A 17,758-nucleotide genomic window follows, 5' to 3' on the forward strand; every position below is an offset into this window, starting at 1 on the left:
AAGGTGTTCGTGCGGATCAGGCATCTCGTCGATCGCAAGCGGACGAACCGCACCATGGTTCGGATGCGCGCCCTGCTGCGCAGCAACGAGTTCTACCTGATCCCGCTCGCGCTGGTGATCGGCACGCTCGCTGGCGCGGTCGTGACGCTGATGGCCCTGATCGCCCAGATCGCGCATGTCGTGATCTACGGCATTCCCATTGATGTCCACCTGTCGGCCCACGCGAGCGTCAGTCCCTGGGCGGCACTGATCGCACCCGCGCTCGGCGGGCTGTCCCTCGGAATCATGGAATGGTCGCGGCGGCGCATGAGGATATCGAACGCGGTCGATCCGATCGAGGCGAACGCGCTGCGGGGCGGCAATCTGTCGATGCGCGACAGCGTGGTGGTCGCAGGCCAGACTCTGATCTCGAATGGCTGCGGCGCCTCCGTCGGCCTCGAGGCGGGCTACACCCAGATCGGCTCCGGCATCGCCTCGCAGCTCGGCAAGTTCTTCAATCTCCGCCGCAACGATCTGCGCCTGATGGTCGGTTGCGGGGCCGCGGCGGCGATCGCGGCGGCGTTCGGCGCGCCGATCACCGGCGCCTTCTACGCCTGCGAGTTGATCGTCGGCGTCTATGCGGTCGGCAGTGCCGCGCCGATCCTCGCCGCCTCCCTTGCGGGGGCCTTGACCGCGCAATGGCTGGGCGGCGCGCCATACTCGCTGGAGATACCCAAGGTCAGCGCCGTCGGTGTCGAGCAATATCTGGCGCTGATCGGGCTCGCCCTCATCACCAGCGGCGTCGGCATCGCCGTGATGCGCTCCTCGCCGATGTTCGAGCGGCTGTTCGCCTGGATGCCGGTCTGGCTGCGTCCGGTGATCGGCGGCCTCATCGTCGGCGGGTTCGCCATCATCACGCCGCAGGTTCTCGCGGCCGGCCATGGCGCCATGGTGCTCGATCTTTTCCACGAGATGACGGTCGGCCTGATCGCGCTGATCATCGCCTTGAAGGTGACGGCCTGCCTGATCTCGCTCGCCTCGGGCTTTCGCGGCGGCCTGTTCTTCGCCTCGCTGTTCGTCGGCAGCCTGATCGGAAAGTTCTTTGCCGCGGTGCTGCTGCTCATCAGCCCGAACTTCGCGATCGATCCGCTGGTGGCGATGCTGACCGGCATGGCGACGCTCGGCGTCGCCATCGTCGGCGGCCCCCTCACGATGTCGTTCCTCGTGCTCGAGATGACACGCAACGTCGACGTCACCGCCGTGGTGCTGGCCGGCTGCATCGTGACCTCGATCTGCGTGCGCTTCATGTTCGGCCACTCCTTCTCGACCTGGCGCCTGCATCTGCGCGGCGAGACCATCCGCAGCGCCAACGACGTCGGCTGGCTGCGCAATCTCACGGTCGAGCGCCTGATGCGCTCGGATGTCGGCAAGGTGCCCTCGACCACGACGATCGCCGCCGCGCGCCGCGAGTTCGCGCTCGGCTCGCGGCCGGGAATCGTCATCGTCAACAATGCTGACGAATATGTCGGCCTCGTCCTGCTGCCCGATTTGTTCTCCAGCGACCTTGACACCATCGCCGACGACATCCAGGTGATCGAGCTCGCCCGCCTGATCGACATCGTGCTGATCCCGGAAATGAACGTGAAGTCGGCGATGGCGGTGTTCGACGAAGCCGAGGCGGAGATGCTGGCGGTGGTCGATTCCACCGACAGCCGCAAGGTGGTCGGCTTCCTCACCGAGAATTTCGCCCGCCGCCGCTATGTCGAGGAGATCGACAAGGCGACGAGAGGCGTGCTGGGGGCGCTGTCGTAAGCGCGGGTCACCGGCCGGGTGGGGTTGCGACGAGCCAGGCCACGATCCGGCGGACCAGCGGCAGCACCACCAGCAGCGTCGGGAACGCGACGAGCCAGGACAGTCCCCAGGCGCCCGGCCAGGTCGCCAGGAACGCCGGCGTTGCTCCCAGGCTCCGCAGCGTCGAAATGACCGACACCACCGCCGTCATGAGGATGGACAGCACGAATGGCATCACGATCGGCGCATAGCGCGCCGGCAGTTTGCGAACCACAATCATCTGGTTTCTCTTGGAAAAGGACGCGTCGATCACGTTGAACCCTGGAAATGGCATCGATCCCGACGGCGTCGGTTGATGCGTTGGTTCACGTGAAACGCTTACGGCGACCGAATACGGCGCGGCTGTTCATTAACCGCTCAGGTTGGGTGGTTCAAGCTGGATCTGATCGTTCGGTTTACAATCGTTCAAAGCGTGGCAGATCGCCGCGATCATGAAACCATTTCAGTGGTTTGCGGATTATAGATCGTTTGCTTATGTCTCTTTGGGCGAGAAGAGAGGAAATTGAGCATGAGTATTGGACCCGTGATTTCCGCAGCCGGCCGCAATACGATCGTGGTGGCGCTTGCAAGCCTCGCCCTGATTGCGGCTTCCACATCCCCATCCGCAGCGGCGTCGGCCGGGACACCGGCCGCCAAGGCGGCTGTTGCCGGCGAGGCCGCCTCCGACGTCACCGATTTCAGCGCACACCGGCGTCGCCATTACTATCGACGCGGGCCGAATGCCGCGGGTCTGGCCTTCATGGGCATGGCCGCAGGTCTGATCGGAGGCGCGATCGCCGAGAGCCGCCGCCGCGAATATTACGAAAACCGCTATTACTACGGCTATGGCCCGCGTTACTACGGCGGCCCTGGTTATTACGGCGGTAGTCCTTACTACTACGATCCGGGCTATGGTTACGCGCCATACTGAGCGGTCGAGGCCCGCGAAGCGCGCGGATTGCGCGAACCGGGCTGCGAGCGGGTGTTTCGCTTCTCTGTCAACCCATCCGTGCGAAAATATTCCGCTTTACCGAATTTCGGAAATATCGTATGTGTCGCCCATCCCGGCTCATCTCGAGGGGCGATCATGAGGTCGTCATTGTCGCGAGCCGGGCTTGCGGTGGACGCGGCAGCGTCGTGTACGAGAGCTGAGGGCAGGGCGGATTGCTCTCCGTGAGCCCTAAGGCTTCGTACGGACGAGCGGCGCTGTCAGGTTCGTCGCGCCGGCATTTCGATGGCAACGTGCACAAATCCGTCGAACCCTGCGGCGCCAACGAACCGCGCGTACGGCAAAACCGTGTGGTCCTGGCCGTCGTTGCTACGGTCAAGCTCTGGCGAATGCGGCATCTGCGTCAACCGGCGCGGTGCCGGTGACTTTCGCGGGAGTGAGGGAGGCCAGAACGAACTCGGCTCCCGGGAGAGCGCGGCATAAGCCGTCCGACCATCGCGCAGGGAAGGCCGTGTGTTGGGCTTCACCTGTATGCTGCTGTGCGGTCTTTTTGCGCTACATCTTCGCGCAGCGGACCGCGGGTGCCAGCCGGCACCCGGCCTTCCCTGCGCCCTCTTGGCTCAAGAGGGCGGATTGACCAAGCAAAGCTCGGGCGAAATGCGTCGCGAGAAGGCGAAGGCGTATCTGCAATCTGCAATGCACGTTGGAGAGTTGCTGCGTCGCCCCTTGCTCCGTCATTGCGAGCGCAGCGAAGCAATCCAGAATCTTTCCGCGGTGACAGTCTGGATTGCTTCGCTTCGCTCGCAATGACGAGGAGGAGAGTGCGCGCGCAAGGCTTCGCTCTCATGCCCGGACGCAGCGCATCGTCTCTTCGACGATGCGCTGCCGAGCCGGGGCCCATCTCACGACGTCGTCCCGCGCGGCTCTAGGTCCCGGCTCTGCGCCGCAACGTTTGCGCGTTGCAGCTTGTCCGGCACACGGGAGAGCTGCATTGCCGCGCTGGAGCACGCCGCCCGCGGACGTCGTTGGCGTCGGCCCATTGCCCGCAATTCCGCCGGCCGTGCCGGTGGACTCACCTCCGGCAATCCGGTTCAATGGCGACGAGCTTTCACGCGATCGACCATGTCGGGTGGCATGCCCGAGGCAGGCAAGAGCCTCCCCGCGCCACTTGCGCGAAACGGTCGGGAGTGCTTTTTGCTGCAAGTTCCCCGCGGGGCGCATCGCCCCCGATCCAGAGAGATGAGATGAGCAAACTCGTTATCCGCGCCGGCGATTTCACCTTCGATGCCCGTTTCGAGGAGCAAGCGGCGCCCAAAACCGTCGCCGCCTTCCGCAAGGCGCTGCCGTTCGAAAGCCACATCATCCATGTGCGCTGGAGCGGCGAGGGCGTGTGGATGCCGCTCGGCGACCTCGACTTCGGCGTCGGCTACGAGAACCACACCAGCTATCCCGCGCCCGGCCAGATCATCCTCTATCCCGGTGGCATCAGCGAGACCGAGATCCTGCTGGCCTATGGCGGCGTGCATTTTGCGAGCAAGATGGGCCAGCTCGCCGGCAACCATTTCATCACGCTGACCTCGGGCCTGGAGAACCTGGCGACGCTGGGCAAGAGCGTGCTGTGGAAGGGCGCGCTACCGATCCGCTTCGAGGAAATCTGAGTGACTGAGCCCCGCTACCCGCGCGATCTCCGCGGCTACGGCCGCAACCCGCCGCATCCGCAATGGCCCGGCAATGCGCGGGTCGCGGTGCAGTTCGTCGTCAATTTCGAAGAGGGCGGCGAGAACAACATCCTGCACGGCGACCGCGCCTCGGAAGCTTTCCTGTCCGATGTGCTCGGCGCGCAGCCCTGGCCGGGCCAGCGCCACGCCAACATCGAATCCATGTTTGAATATGGCTCGCGCGCCGGCTTCTGGCGGCTGTGGCGGATGTTCAACGAGCGGAACTGGTCGACCACAGTGTTCGGCGTCGCGACCGCGCTCAAGCGCAATCCCGAGATTGTCGCTGCGATGAAGGAGGCGGGCTGGGATATCGCCAGCCACAGCCTGAAATGGATCGAGCACAAGGACATGACGGAGGCGCAGGAGCGCGCCGAGATCGCCGAGTCCATCCGCGTGCATACCGAGGCGACGGGCTCGCGTCCGCTCGGCTGGTACACCGGGCGCTCCTCGATCAACACCAATCGTCTGCTGATGGAGGAAGGCGGCTTCCTCTATCTCTGCGACTCCTATGCCGACGATTTGCCCTATTGGGTCAAGGGCGCCAATGGCAAGCAGCTCATCATTCCGTATACGCTCGATGCCAACGATATGCGCTTCATCAACCCGCAAGGGTTTGCTGAGGGCGAGCAGTTCTACACCTATCTGAAGGACGCCTTCGACGTGCTCTACGCGGAAGGCGAAACCGCGCCGAAGATGATGTCGGTCGGCCTGCATTGCCGCCTCGCCGGCCGGCCCGGCCGCGCAGCAGGCTTGATGCGCTTCCTCGATTATATCGGCAAGCACGAGCGCGTCTGGGTGCCGACGCGGCTGCAGATCGCGCAGCATTGGCACGAGAAGCACGCCCATCTTGCCGCCGACGCATTCGAGATCGGGTGAGATGATGTCGCAGATTTCGCTCGCCGATCTCAACAATGCAAGCACGGCCGACTTCGTCGCGGCGCTCGCCAACGTCGTCGAATATTCGCCGTGGATCGCCGAGCAGCTCGCGGCAAAGCGGCCGTTCGCCGGCATCAACGAGCTGCACGCCGCGCTGATGGCGGCGATCCAGAGTGCCGAGCCTGACGTGCAGCTGGCGCTGATCCGGGCGCATCCCGATCTCGCCAACAAGACGCAGCGCGCCGCCGGCCTCACCGCGGAATCGACCGACGAGCAGAACAGCGCCGGCCTCGACCGGCTGTCGGATGCCGAATACGCCGCGTTCGAGCGGGCCAACAACGCTTATCGCGACAAGTTCGGCTTTCCTTATATCGTCTGCGTGCGCCGTCACACCAAGGATTCCGTGCTGCGCGATTTCGAGGCGCGGCTGCTCAACATCGCCAAGTCCGAGATTAGGCGTGCGATCGAGGAGATCGGCCGCATCTCCGCGCTGCGCCTCGACCAGCTCGTCGTCGCTGACGACAGGCTGAAGGTGCACGGGCGGCTCTCGACCCATGTGCTGGACAACCAGATTGGCAAACCCGCGCCGGGCATCCCGATTGAGCTCGTGGAGCTCGCGAGCCTTGGCGAGAACCGCGTCATCGCGCGCGCGCTGACCAATGTCGACGGCCGCACCGACCAGCCGCTGATCGGCGGCCGTCCGCTGCCGATCGGCCGCTACGAGCTGCGCTTCAGCGTTGCCAAATATTACGCCGCGCGCAACGTGCCGTTGTCCGATCCGCCATTCCTCGACGAGATCCCGCTGCGCTTTGCGATCAGCGAGCCGGAAAGCCATTACCACGTGCCGCTGCTGGTCACGCCCTGGAGCTACTCGACTTATCGCGGCAGCTAGAGCATGATCCGGAAAAGTGCGTAGCGGTTTTCCGATAAGATCATGCACAAACAATAACCTAAAGCGCGATGACGATTCATCCTAGTCGCATCGCGCTTTAGACATGTTGCGCCGATGCGGCGGCTGACGCTGCGTCAGCTTCCGCGCTAGCGCCACCGCTCACGCCGTTGAAGAAGGCATTGAGCAGCACGGACACAACCTCGCAGAGCAGTATGCCGGACTCCAGCAGCGGGTGCAGATCGTGCGGCAGATTACGAAAAAAGCCGGGAGCAACGAGCGGGATCAGTCCAAAGCCGATCGAGATCGCGACAATGAAGAGATTGTAGCGGTTGTTGCGGAAATCGACCGAGGTGAGGATGCGTGCGCCGGTGGCCGCCACCATGCCGAACATCACGAGGCCGGCGCCGCCGAGCACGACCAGCGGCACCGCCTCCACCAGCGCGGCGAGCTTCGGCAAGAGCCCGAGCACGAGCATGATGCAGCCGCCCGTCACCGTCACCCAGCGCGAACACACGGCCGTGACCGAGACGAGGCCGACATTCTGCGAAAACGAGGTATAGGGAAACGTGTTGAAGATGCCGCCGAGCAGCGTGCCGAGGCCGTCGGCGCGCAAGCCCCGGCTCAGGGCTTCGCGGTCAACGGCCTTGCCGGTGATCTCGCCGAGCGCCAGGAACATACCGAGCGATTCGATCATCACCACGATCATGACGATGCACATGGTGATGACAGGCACCAGGTGGAATTGCGGCAAGCCGAAGCGGAAGGGAATCACGAGCGCGCCCCAGGAGGCGGCGGCGACCTTGTCGAAATGCATGACGCCCAGAATGCTTGCGAGCACCGCGCCGGCGATGATGCCGAGCAGCACGGAGACGTTGGCGAGAAACCCGCTGCCCCATTTGATCAGGCCGAGGATGAAGAGCAGCACGAACAGCGAGATGCCGAGCCCCTGCAATTGCCCATAGGCCGGATTGGGAAAGCTGCCGGGAACGCCGTCGACCACCTTCGTCAACGTCGGCAGGCCGCCGCCGGCCCAGTTGATGCCGACCCGCATCAGGGAGATGCCGATGATGAGAATGATGGTGCCGGTGACGACGGGAGGAAATAACGGCAGCAGCCGGCTGACGAACGGCGCAACGACGATGCCGAACAGGCCGGCGGCGATCACGGAGCCGTAGATGCCGAGCAGGCCGATGTCGGGTGCAGCCGCCATCGACAGCATCGGGCCGACCGACGCAAAGGTCACACCCATCATCACGGGCAGGCGGATACCGACGCCGGGGAAGCCGACGCACTGGACCAGCGTCGCAAGTCCGCAGGCGAACAGGTCGGCGCTGATCAGGAAGGCGACGTCCTCCGGCGGCAGCTTCAGCGCGCGGCCGATGATGAGGGGGACCGCGACCGCGCCGGCATACATCACCAGCACGTGCTGGAGCCCCAGCGCGAGCAGGCGCGGGACCAGCAGGACCTGGTCGACGGGATGGACGTCGTTGCTCATGGATGTATCCCCCGAAACATGCATCTAGCCAAATTTATCATGGAGCGCCGGAAACAGCCGGTCCGGCTTGAAGGGCGGCGCGGTGAAGCGAATGCCGGTGGCATCCGCGATCGCGTTGCCGAGCGCGGCGGCGACCGGATTGTAGGGGCTCTCGCTCATCGACTTCGCGCCCAGCGGGCCGATCGTGTCGGACGTCTCGGCGAAGAAGACCTCCGTCCGCGGCACGTCGGCGAAAGAGGGCAGGTGGTAGTCGCGGAACTTCGGATTGGTGACGCGGCCGCTCGCGTCGATCACCATCTCCTCGTAGAGCGCAGCGCCGAGCGCCTGCGCCACGCCGCCTTCGACCTGACCCCGGCACTGCATGGGATTGGCGACGACGCCCGCGTCCGCGGCGTGCACGCTCCTGAGAATCCGGAGTTCGCCGGTGCCCCTGTTCACCGCGACGCGAAAGCCCTGCACGTTGAACCCGACCGATCGCGGCGTGCCGCCGGACGTGCCGCTGCCTGCGAACGGCCGGCCGCGCTCGCGGGCGAGCTTCGCCAGCTCCGCAAAAGGCATGCGGCGGACGCCGCTGACGACGGTGTCCGCATCGAGCGCGCAAGTCTCTACATCGCACAGCCAGGCGCCGGCGGCCGCCGCCTTCAGCTCGCTCGCAAGCTGCATGGCTGCCGCATGCGTCGCCTTGCCGGCGACGAAGGTACCGGCGCTGCCATAGGCGCCGGTGTCGTGGCCGCCATGGGCGGTGTCGGACTGGCGCAGATGGATCCTGTCGACGGTCGTCGCCAGCGTGGTCGCCGCGATCTGGCGATGCACAGTGCTGGTGCCGTTGCCGAACTCGGCGGTGCCGACGGTGAGGTCGAAGCCGCCGCCGTCGTTGAGCGCGATCGTCGCGTCCGCGAAGTGGCCGGCCGGCGGCACGGTGTCGATCATGGTCAGCGCGATGCCGTCGCCGACCAGCCAATCCGGCGACAGCTCCGGCTGTGGGGCATCGGCCTGCATCGCGCGCTCGACGAGATCGAGGCACTGGTCGAGCCCGTAGGAGCCGTAGAGCACGTCGTGATATTCGGACGGCGGCGGCGACAGCATGGGATCGCCGGGCCTCACGATATTGCGCCGGCGCATCTCGTAGGGACTGATGCCGAGCTGCCTCGCCAGTTCGTCGATCGCCGCTTCCACCGCGATCAGCGCCTGCGGCAAGCCATAGCCGCGAAATGCCCCTGCCGGCACAGTGTTGGTGTAGACGGCGACGCCGTCGACCCGCTTGTTCGGGCAATTGTAGACGGCAATGGACTCCGCCAGCGCGTGGAACATCACGGGGCCGGCGTGATTGCCGTAGGCGCCGGTGTTGGAGAGCACGTCGAGCTGGAGCGCGGTGAGCTTGCCGTCGCTGTCCGCGCCCGCCTTGACGTGGATTCGCATCGGATGCCGCGTCGAGGTCGCGATGAACTGCTCCTCGCGTGTCAGCTCAAGTTTGACCGGCCGCCCGGTCTTCAGCGCGGCAAGCGCCAGGATATCCTCGACGAACATCTCCTGCTTGCCGCCAAAGCCGCCGCCGACGCGTTCGCAGAACACGCGGACCTTGTCCATGGGAAGCTGAAAGATGTCCGACAGCGCACGCCGGGTCAGGAACGGCACCTGCGTCGAGGTGCGGACGTTGAGCATGCCGGAATCATCGAGCCAGGCGAGGCCGCCATGGGTCTCCAGTGCGGCATGCTGCACACGGTGACTGTGAAAGGTGGCCTCGTAGGTAGCGGCGGATGTGGCGAGCGCCGCCGTGACATCGCCGAGCTCGCCATGCGTCTCCGCGACCAGGTTGCTCTTTGCATCGGCAACGCGGTTCGCAGTGGTGCGGTCGGGATGAACGACCGGCGCACCCGGTGCCATCGCCTGCTCGGGATCGATCAGCGCCGGCAGGATCTCGTAACTGACTTTCAGCTCGCGGCACGCCGCCTCGGCAGCGGCTTCGGTGTCGGCGACGACGGCGGCAACCTTCTGGCCGATGAAACGAACGACGTCATCCAGGACGCGGGTATCCTCCGGGTCCATCCAGTCCTTCTCGTGCCGCGCCGTCGACATCAGGACGGATGGTGCATCCTCGTGAGTCAGCACGGCGTGAACGCCGGGGATGCTCAACGCGTCCGACGTGTCGATCGCGACGATCCTGGCGTGCGCGTGCGGCGAGCGCAGCAGCTTGATGTGCAGCAGGCCATCGATTGCGGTGTCGAAGGTGTAGCGTGCCGTGCCGCGGACCACGTCGGGGCCTGCGGGGGCCGGCAGACTCCGTCCGAAGGCGGCGCCGGCCTCGACGCTCGCCTCGACATTGGTCTTGCCGAGGATCGCATCCTCGATCGACCGATAGCCGGTGCAGCGGCAGATATTGCCTTTCAGCGCTGTGCCGAGATCAGTGCGCTGTGCCTGGTTCAGCGAAGCGCAGGTCAGGATCATGCCGGCGGTGCAGAATCCGCATTGAAAGGCCTGCGCATCGAGGAAGGCCTGCTGCATCGGGTGCGTGCCGTGATCACCGCCAAGGCCTTCGATCGTAGTCACGGTGCGCCCTTCGGCCCGGAACGCCGGAATCAGGCAGCTGTGCACAGGCTCGCCGTCGAGCAGCACCGTGCAGGCGCCGCAATCGCCGGCATCGCAGCCTTTCTTCACGCCGAAATGGCCGAGCTCGCGCAGGAACGTGCGCAGGCACTGGCCGGCGCGCGGCTCCTGGGAGAACGCCTTGCCGTTGACCTCCAGGCTCATGCGGGTGTCGCTCCGAGCAGCTCGCCGCGAATTTCCTCGGCCAGGCGCAGCGTCATGTGCTTGCGCCAGAGTGGCGCGCCATGGATGTCCGTGTGGTACAGATCATCGGCAATCTCCTGCATGAGCGCGGCGCGCAGCGCGCTTGCGTCCGGCGCTTTGCGGAAGCGCAGCTGGATCGGCCGCACCGTCGACGCGGTGACTGTGACTGTCAGCATGCCGTCGGCTTCGAGGCTGCCGATCAGCAGCGCCGCCGAGCGGCCGACCGGCGCCAGCGAGATCTGGCGGAAGGCTGTACGGCGCTTCAGTGCGGCGATCGGAATGTCGATCTGCCGAAGAAGATCGCCTGGCGTCAGGCGATTGCGCTGGTTGCCGGTGACGAATTCGGCGACCGGAAGCCTCTGTTCACCGCCGCCGGCCTTCCAGATGGTGCAGACGCCGTCGAGTGCCGACGTCAGCGAGATCATCGGTCCCGCCGGCAGCGACATGCAGAGATTGCCGCCGACGGTCGCGGTCTTCCAGATCTTGAACGACGCAAGGAAGGCCCGGCAGCACTGGTTGATCAGCGGCGCTGCGAGCCAATCGGACGGGCAGGCGAGTCCATCGAGCTCTGCGATGGTGCAGGTGGCGGCGATCGAGAGGTGGCTCGCGGTGATCGTCAGCGCCGGCCATTTCAAATCGGTGAGATCGATCAGTCGCGTCAGATGCGTTTGAGGCTCCGAGAACAGCCAGGTGCCGCCCGCGAGCCAAGCATCACCTGCCGTCCAAACGGGCAGCTGCGCGCGCGTTTGCGGATGGACGACGGCTGTGATGGTATTCAAGTCCATGGCTGCGCCAACGCTTCCGACGGTTGAATGGTCCGAGCGAAGTGTTGCAAGACGGGAGCCAAGTGGCAACAACAAGTCGAAGCAAGGGCGCGATCGTCCTCGGCCTTGCAGGCCCGCCGTCAGCGTGGGTGAGGAGAAGCAGGATCATGAGTGAGGCAAGTTCGACCTGGATCAGGGATCCCCTGGCCATCCTCGCCGACGGGGCCGAGCGCGGCATTGTCGTGAAGGGCGGCCGGATCGTCGAGCTCGTGCCGGCGGGCGGTGTGCCTGCAACCGCGGATGTCGCAGTGTTCGATGCGGGCGAACACGTCGTGCTCCCGGGCCTGATCAATACCCATCATCACTTCTACCAGACGCTGACGCGGGCGCTGCCGGCCGCGATGGACCGCGAGTTGTTCCCATGGCTCCAGGCGCTCTATCCGGTGTGGGCGAGGCTGACGCCGGAAGCGCTCGAGCTCGGCGTCACCGTGGCGATGTCCGAGCTTTTGCTCTCCGGCTGCACCACCACGACGGATCACCACTACGTCTTCCCGGCCGGACTCGAAGACGCCGTCGATATCGAGGTGGCGGTGGCGGAGCGCCTCGGTGTGCGCGTGCTGCTCACGCGTGGCTCGATGAACCTGTCGCAGCGCGACGGCGGCCTGCCGCCCGACAGCGTCGTGCAGGACGAGGACACCATTCTCGCCGATAGCGCCCGCGTGGTCGCCAAGCATCACCAGCGCGGGGCGGATGCGATGGTGCAGATCGCGCTGGCGCCATGCTCGCCGTTCTCGGTGACGACGTCGCTGATGCGCGCCACCGCCGATCTCGCTGCCAAGCTCGATTTGCGCCTGCACACCCATCTCGCCGAGACCGAGGACGAGAACAGATTCTGTCAGCAGATGTATGGCTGCCGTCCGCTCGACTATCTCGAGCAATGCGGCTGGCTCAACGCGCGGACCTGGCTCGCCCATGGAATCTTCTTCAATCCGGACGAGATGAGACGGCTCGGAAAGGCCGGCACGACCATCAGCCATTGTGCTTGCAGCAACCAGCTGCTTGCGTCCGGCTGTTGCCCGGTGTGCGATATGGAAGAGGCCGGCGTCGGGATCGGTATTGGTGTCGACGGCTCGGCATCCAACGACGGGTCCAACCTGATGCAGGAGGTCAGGGCCGCGTTCCTGCTGCAACGGGCGCGCTATGGCGTCACCAAGGTCAGCCACAAGGATGCGCTGCGCTGGGCGACCAAGGGCTCGGCGGCGTGTGTCGGCCGGCCGGAACTCGGCGACATCGCCGTCGGCCAGGCCGCCGATCTTGCGCTGTTCAGGCTCGACGAGCTGCGCTTCTCCGGCCACGGCGATCCGCTGGCTGCGCTCGTGCTGTGCGGGGCGCATCGCGCCGACCGGGTGATGGTGGCTGGAAAATGGGCGGTGATCGATGGTGCGATCCCCGGCCTCGATGTGGCAGACCTCATCCGCCGCCACAGTTCGGCGGCGCGGGCGATGCAGGCTGGTTAGTCGGGCGAAATAGAAAGAGGGGGCAGCCACAAGTGCCGGGTGCTTCTGGCCACCCCCTCCGAACCTCCTCCGGGAGGAGCAGGTGATTTGGTCAATGCAAGAAGCGTGCTACTTGCCCGGCAGCTTGTCGTCGATGCCTTTCACGTAGAAATTCATGCCGAGGATCTGGCCGTCATCCAGGTGATCGCCGCCCTTGCACTCGACCGGCTTACCGTCCTGCCCAACGATCGGGCATTTGAACGGATGCAGCTTGCCCGCGGTGATCGCGGCCTGGGCATCCTCGGCCATTTTTTTCACATCGTCGGGCATGTTCGTGTAGGGCGCCATCGTGAACATGTGGCTGTCGAGGCCTCCCCACGTGTCCTCGGACTTCCAGGTGCCGGCGAGCTCGGCCTTGACGCGCTCGATGTAGTAGGGGCCCCAGGTGTCGAGGATCGAGGTCAGCTGGGTCTTGGGCCCGAACTTGATCATTTCGGAATCCTGGCCGAAGGCCAGCTTGCCGCGTTCGCTGGCGATCTGCATCGGGGCGGGCGAATCCGTGTGCTGCATGATGACGTCGGCGCCCTGGTCGATCAGCGCCTTGGCGGCGTCGGCCTCCTTGCCGGGGTCGAACCAGGTGTTGGCCCAGATGATCTTGACCTTGATGTTCGGATTGATGGTCTGCGCCGCCAGTATCGTCGCGTTGATGCCGGAGACGACCTCCGGAATCGGGAACGAGCCGATATAGCCGAGCACGCCCGACTTCGACATCTTGGCCGCTATCAGGCCTTGAATGTAGCGGCCCTGATACCATTTCGCCGAATAGGTCGACATGTTCGGGTTACGCTTGTAACCGGTGGCGTGCTCGAAATGCACGTTCGGATATTTCTTGGCGACCTTCAGCGTCGGATCCATGTAGCCGAACGACGTGGTGAAGATCAGCTTGTTGCCGGCGCGGACAAGCTGCTCGATCGAGCGCTCGGCGTCCGGGCCCTCGGGCACGTTCTCGAGATAGGTGGTCTCGATCTTGTCGCCCAACTCCTTCACCAGCGCCTGGCGACCGAGGTCGTGCTGATAGGTCCAGCCGAGGTCTCCGATCGGACCAAGATAAACGAAGCCGACTTTCAGCTTGTCGGCGGCGGAGGCCGCACTGACGCTCCCGGCGAGCAAGAGCCCGGCAGCCAGTGCAAGAAGTGATTTCCTCATGATCAATCTCCAAACATCGGGGAAAGCCACAATCCGCCACATGCGCGCCCCATCGTGCACACGGCAGAAACGAAATTCAACGGTCGGGCACGAACACCGTGCCGAGCGCGGCCGGTGCCGTCGAGCCGCCCGTGCGCGCGCGGGAGAGCAGGACCAGCACGATGACGGTCGCGAGATAAGGCAGCGCCGACATGAATTGCGATGGAATGCCGACGCCCCATCCCTGCGCATGCAGTTGCAGAATCGTCACCGCCCCGAACAGGTAGGCGCCGACGACGAGCCGGCCCGGCCGCCAGGACGAGAACACCACCAGCGCCAGCGCGATCCAACCACGGCCGGCGGTCATACCCGGAATGAAGAACGGCGTATAGGCGAGCGGCAGATAGGCCCCCGCAAGGCCCGCGCAGGCGCCGCCGAACATCACGGCGAAGGTGCGGATGCGCAGGACGGGATAGCCGAGCGCATGCGCGGAAACGTGATTGTCGCCGCAGGCGCGCAGGATCAATCCCGCCCGTGTGCGGTACAGGAACCACCACACCGCGACGATCAGCGCGATCGAGAAATACACGAAGCCGTTCTCGCCGAACAGCACGCGGCCGATAAGGGGGACATTAGTGAGACCGGGAATGGCGAGGTGCACGGCCGGCGTGATGCGTTCGCCGACGAAGCCGGCGCCGATCAGGCCCGAGAGCCCAACGCCGAGGATGGTCAGTGCGAGGCCTGTTGCGACTTGGTTGACGGCAAGCCCAAGCGCCATCAGCGCGAAGACGAGCGACATCAACGTGCCCGCGAGGATGCCCAACAGCGCGCCGATCAAGATCGATCCGGTCAGCCACGCGCCGGCAAAGCCGCAGGCCGCGCCGACGATCATCATGCCCTCGACCCCGAGATTGAGCACGCCGGAACGCTCGGCCACGAGCTCACCCGTCGCCGCAATCAACAGCGGCGTCGACGCGGCGAGCACTGCCAGGATGATGGCCTCAACCAGCTCCACGGGCCACCTGTCGATTCGGGAACTCCAGCCTGAAGCGGTAGAGAATGAGGGAGTCGCAAGCGAGCACGTAGAACAGCAGAATGCCCTGAAAGACCTTGGTGACATCCAAGGGAATCTTCATCGCGATCTGCGCCTGCTCGCCGCCGATAAAGGTCAATGCGAGGAAGAGGCCTGCGATTAATATTCCAAGCGGGTTCAGCCGGCCGAGGAAAGCGACGATGATCGCGGTAAAGCCGTAGCCGGGCGAGATGCCGGGCTGGAGATGCCCGACCGGACCCGCCACCTCGATGATGCCGGCAAGCCCGGCCAGCGCTCCGGAGACGGCGAAGGTCAGGATGATCAGCTGGTTGGCGTTGAAGCCGCCGAACCGCGCTGCACGCGGCGCGGCGCCGACCACGCGGATCTCGAAACCCTTGATGGTGCGCCCGAGCAGGATCGCGGCTGCCGCGACGACGAGCAGGGCGATGATCGAGCCGAGATGCAGCCTGCCGCCTTCGATCAGCAACGGCACGGTCGCGACCGGATCGAACTCGGCCGTGGTCGGGAAATTGAAGCCGTGCGGATCGCGCCAGGGGCCGCGCACGAGATAGTCGAGGAAAAGATCGGCGACATAGACCAGCATCAGGCTGGTCAGGATCTCGCTGGCGCCGAATTTCACCTTGCAGATCGCCGGGATCAGCGCATAGAGCGCGCCTGAGGCGGCGGCGAGGCCGAGCATAGCCGGCAGCACCCAGGCGCCGGCATCGGTACCTTGCGTCTTCACCGCGATCCAGCTTCCCGCAACTGCGCCGATCAGGAATTGCCCTTCGGCACCGATGTTCCAGGCGTTTGCGAGATAGCAGAGCGACAGGCCAATCGCGATCATCACCAGCGGCGTCGCCTTCACCGCGATCTCCTGGAGCGAATAGCCGTCGGTGAGGGGCGCAATGAAATAGGCGTGCAGGGCAAGCAACGGATTCTTGCCCAGGATCGCGAACAGAATGACCATGGTGACGATCGTGAGGCCAATCGCGATCAGGGGCGAGACCAGCGCGATCGTATCGGAGCGCTCGGCACGCTTCTCAAGCACCAGCTGCATGCGCGATCTCCTTTGGCTCAAGGCTGCTGCCTCCCATCAGAAGGCCCAGCTTCTCGCGGCTTGCGTCGCGTGCCGAGAGCGGAGCCGACAGCTTGCCGTGGAACATCACAGCGATGCGGTCGGCAATCTCGGCGAGCTCGTCGAGATCCTGGCTGGTCACGAGCACCGCGGCGCCTGCGGTGGCAAGATCAAGCAGCGCCTGACGTATGACCGCGGCGGCGCCGGCATCGACGCCCCAGGTCGGCTGGCTCACCACCAGCACCGCGGGATTGCGCAGGATCTCGCGTCCCACGATGAACTTCTGCAGGTTGCCGCCGGACAGGCTCGCGGCCTCGGGATCGCGCTTGGCCTTGCGGACGTCGAAGGTTTCGGTCGCGCGGTCGACCGTTCTCAGCGTGGCCGCCGTATCGATGAAGCCGCGATGGACCATGCCGCTGGCGGCGTGGCCGGTGAGCAGCGCGTTCTCCGACAGCTTCATCCGCGGCGCGGTGCCGTGGCCGAGCCGCTCCTCGGGAACGAAGGCCGCGCCCAGCTTGCGCCGCTGGGTGATCGAAAGGTGACCGGCAGCGATGCCTTCTATCAGCACCGTTCCGGGGTCCTTCGCGAGGCGCTCGCCGGAGAGCGCGGCGAACAATTCGTCCTGGCCGTTGCCGGCGACACCGGCGATGCCGAAGATCTCGCCGCCCTTCAGTTCGAATGAGATGTGCTCGAGCCGCACGCCATGCGCCTCGGCGGGGGCGAGCGAGAGATCGTTGACGACGAGCCGCGGCACGGTGGTCTTGCGGCCGGATGCGGCCTTCACCTCCTTGACCTCGCCGCCGACCATCATCCGCGCAAGTGAGGCGGCAGTTTCGAGCCGAGGGTTACAGGTCTCGACCTTCCTGCCGCCGCGCAGGATCGTCGCCGTATCGCACAGCCGCTTCACCTCCTCCAGCTTGTGGCTGATATAGAGGATGGCGCGGCCCTCGGCCTTGAGGCGCTCCAGCACGATGAAGAGCTGGTCGGCTTCCTGCGGCGTCAGCACCGCGGTGGGCTCGTCCAGGATGAGGAATTTCGGATCCTGCATCAAGGCGCGGACGATCTCGATGCGCTGACGCTCGCCGACGGAGAGTTGCCACACCTCACGCCTGGGATTGAGCGGCAGACCGTAGGTCTTCGATACCTGTTCCAGCCGGGCCGACATGTCCTTGAACGATTCCTTGCCATCGAGGCCGAGCGCGACGTTCTCGGCAACGGTGAGATTGTCGAACAGTGAGAAGTGCTGGAACACCATGCCGATGCCGCGGCTGCGCGCCTCGGACGGGCCGGACAGCGCGATTCGGTGGCCTTGCCAATGAATCTCGCCGGCGCTGGGCTGGATCAGTCCGTAGATCGCCTTGACCAGCGTTGACTTGCCGGCGCCGTTCTCGCCCAGCAGGGCGTGAATTTCCCTCGGCCAGATCTCGATATCGATGCAATCGTTGGCGATGAAATCGCCATAACGTTTGGTGAGGCCGATGGTCCTCAGGAGCGGGGACTTGCCGGAATGCTGGCCGTTGGGCGTCGGATCTAACATTCGCTGATGCGCTTGCATGGGTGAAGTGCCTCAATACTGGGCCAGTTTGAACCGCGGCGTAAGATGTGAAAAAGCATCATCCCTTGCTCAACGCTTCGGCAGGCGCTCGGCCCAGCGCTCGTCGTCGATTCCGAACGAT

15 protein-coding genes are annotated in these 17,758 nt (G+C 65.1%); 7 read left to right on the forward strand and 8 right to left on the reverse strand.

The features are described 5' to 3' along the window. The first annotated feature begins 3 nt into the window (after window positions 1-3). Complete coding sequence (locus HZZ16_RS17175) at window positions 4-1,791, forward strand: chloride channel protein (RefSeq protein ID WP_197949788.1); 1,788 nt, start codon at window positions 4-6, stop codon at window positions 1,789-1,791. Window positions 1,792-1,798: 7 nt separating this feature from the next. On the opposite strand, the gene HZZ16_RS17180 is transcribed toward HZZ16_RS17175, so the two are convergent. After that, window positions 1,799-2,050, reverse strand: coding sequence for a DUF2798 domain-containing protein (locus HZZ16_RS17180; protein ID WP_197949790.1), 252 nt, complete (start codon window positions 2,048-2,050; stop codon window positions 1,799-1,801). A gap of 288 nt (window positions 2,051-2,338) precedes the next feature. On the opposite strand from HZZ16_RS17180, the gene HZZ16_RS17185 reads away from it, so the two are divergent. From HZZ16_RS17185 to uraD, 5 genes are all read left to right on the forward strand, one after another. Further along, entirely contained in the window at window positions 2,339-2,740 is a 402-nt protein-coding gene (locus HZZ16_RS17185) for a hypothetical protein (RefSeq protein ID WP_197949792.1), read from the forward strand. A gap of 651 nt (window positions 2,741-3,391) precedes the next feature. Then, entirely contained in the window at window positions 3,392-3,568 is a 177-nt protein-coding gene (locus tag HZZ16_RS17190; RefSeq protein ID WP_197949794.1) for a hypothetical protein, read from the forward strand. Window positions 3,569-4,002: 434 nt separating this feature from the next. Continuing rightward, window positions 4,003-4,416: a DUF3830 family protein gene (locus HZZ16_RS17195; RefSeq protein WP_197949796.1), complete on the forward strand. Its 414-nt coding sequence runs from the start codon at window positions 4,003-4,005 to the stop codon at window positions 4,414-4,416. Beyond that, window positions 4,417-5,352 (forward strand): allantoinase PuuE, encoded by a 936-nt coding sequence (gene puuE / locus HZZ16_RS17200; protein WP_197949798.1) that lies wholly within the window; start codon window positions 4,417-4,419, stop codon window positions 5,350-5,352. It abuts the gene before it with no gap. 4 nt (window positions 5,353-5,356) lie between these two features. Continuing rightward, window positions 5,357-6,244, forward strand: a complete 888-nt coding sequence (gene uraD, locus HZZ16_RS17205) for a 2-oxo-4-hydroxy-4-carboxy-5-ureidoimidazoline decarboxylase (RefSeq protein ID WP_197949881.1) — start codon at window positions 5,357-5,359, stop codon at window positions 6,242-6,244. Window positions 6,245-6,341: 97 nt separating this feature from the next. On the opposite strand, the gene HZZ16_RS17210 is transcribed toward uraD, so the two are convergent. The 3 genes from HZZ16_RS17210 to HZZ16_RS17220 are packed head-to-tail and all read right to left on the reverse strand — an operon-like array spanning window position 6,342 to window position 11,311. Further along, window positions 6,342-7,739: a nucleobase:cation symporter-2 family protein gene (locus tag HZZ16_RS17210; RefSeq protein ID WP_197949800.1), complete on the reverse strand. Its 1,398-nt coding sequence runs from the start codon at window positions 7,737-7,739 to the stop codon at window positions 6,342-6,344. A gap of 24 nt (window positions 7,740-7,763) precedes the next feature. Further along, the gene (locus HZZ16_RS17215; protein WP_197949802.1) at window positions 7,764-10,487 is read right to left on the reverse strand and encodes a molybdopterin-dependent oxidoreductase; all 2,724 of its coding nucleotides are present in this window, start codon (window positions 10,485-10,487) and stop codon (window positions 7,764-7,766) included. Further along, a complete protein-coding gene (locus HZZ16_RS17220) occupies window positions 10,484-11,311 on the reverse strand; it encodes an FAD binding domain-containing protein (protein WP_197949804.1) in 828 nt (275 codons plus the stop codon). The genes HZZ16_RS17215 and HZZ16_RS17220 overlap by 4 nt, the downstream gene beginning before the upstream one ends. 146 nt (window positions 11,312-11,457) lie before the next feature. Between HZZ16_RS17220 and HZZ16_RS17225 the strand changes: the two genes are divergently transcribed. After that, on the forward strand, window positions 11,458-12,807 hold the full coding sequence (locus tag HZZ16_RS17225) for an 8-oxoguanine deaminase (RefSeq protein WP_197949806.1): 1,350 nt from the start codon (window positions 11,458-11,460) through the stop codon (window positions 12,805-12,807). A 108-nt stretch (window positions 12,808-12,915) separates the two neighbouring features. Here HZZ16_RS17225 and HZZ16_RS17230 read toward each other — a convergent pair whose 3' ends face one another. The 4 genes from HZZ16_RS17230 to HZZ16_RS17245 form a co-directional block, all read right to left on the reverse strand. Next, window positions 12,916-13,992, reverse strand: coding sequence for a BMP family ABC transporter substrate-binding protein (locus HZZ16_RS17230; RefSeq protein ID WP_197949808.1), 1,077 nt, complete (start codon window positions 13,990-13,992; stop codon window positions 12,916-12,918). 76 nt (window positions 13,993-14,068) lie between these two features. After that, window positions 14,069-14,986, reverse strand: coding sequence for an ABC transporter permease (locus tag HZZ16_RS17235; RefSeq protein WP_197949810.1), 918 nt, complete (start codon window positions 14,984-14,986; stop codon window positions 14,069-14,071). Next, entirely contained in the window at window positions 14,973-16,064 is a 1,092-nt protein-coding gene (locus HZZ16_RS17240; RefSeq protein WP_197949812.1) for an ABC transporter permease, read from the reverse strand. Before HZZ16_RS17240 ends, HZZ16_RS17235 begins: the two co-directional genes overlap by 14 nt. Next, on the reverse strand, window positions 16,048-17,619 hold the full coding sequence (locus tag HZZ16_RS17245; protein ID WP_197949814.1) for an ABC transporter ATP-binding protein: 1,572 nt from the start codon (window positions 17,617-17,619) through the stop codon (window positions 16,048-16,050). The genes HZZ16_RS17240 and HZZ16_RS17245 overlap by 17 nt, the downstream gene beginning before the upstream one ends. Between the last annotated feature and the right edge of the window lie 139 nt (window positions 17,620-17,758).

The organism is Bradyrhizobium glycinis (assembly GCF_016031655.1).
GTDB classification, from domain to species: domain Bacteria; phylum Pseudomonadota; class Alphaproteobacteria; order Rhizobiales; family Xanthobacteraceae; genus Bradyrhizobium; species Bradyrhizobium glycinis.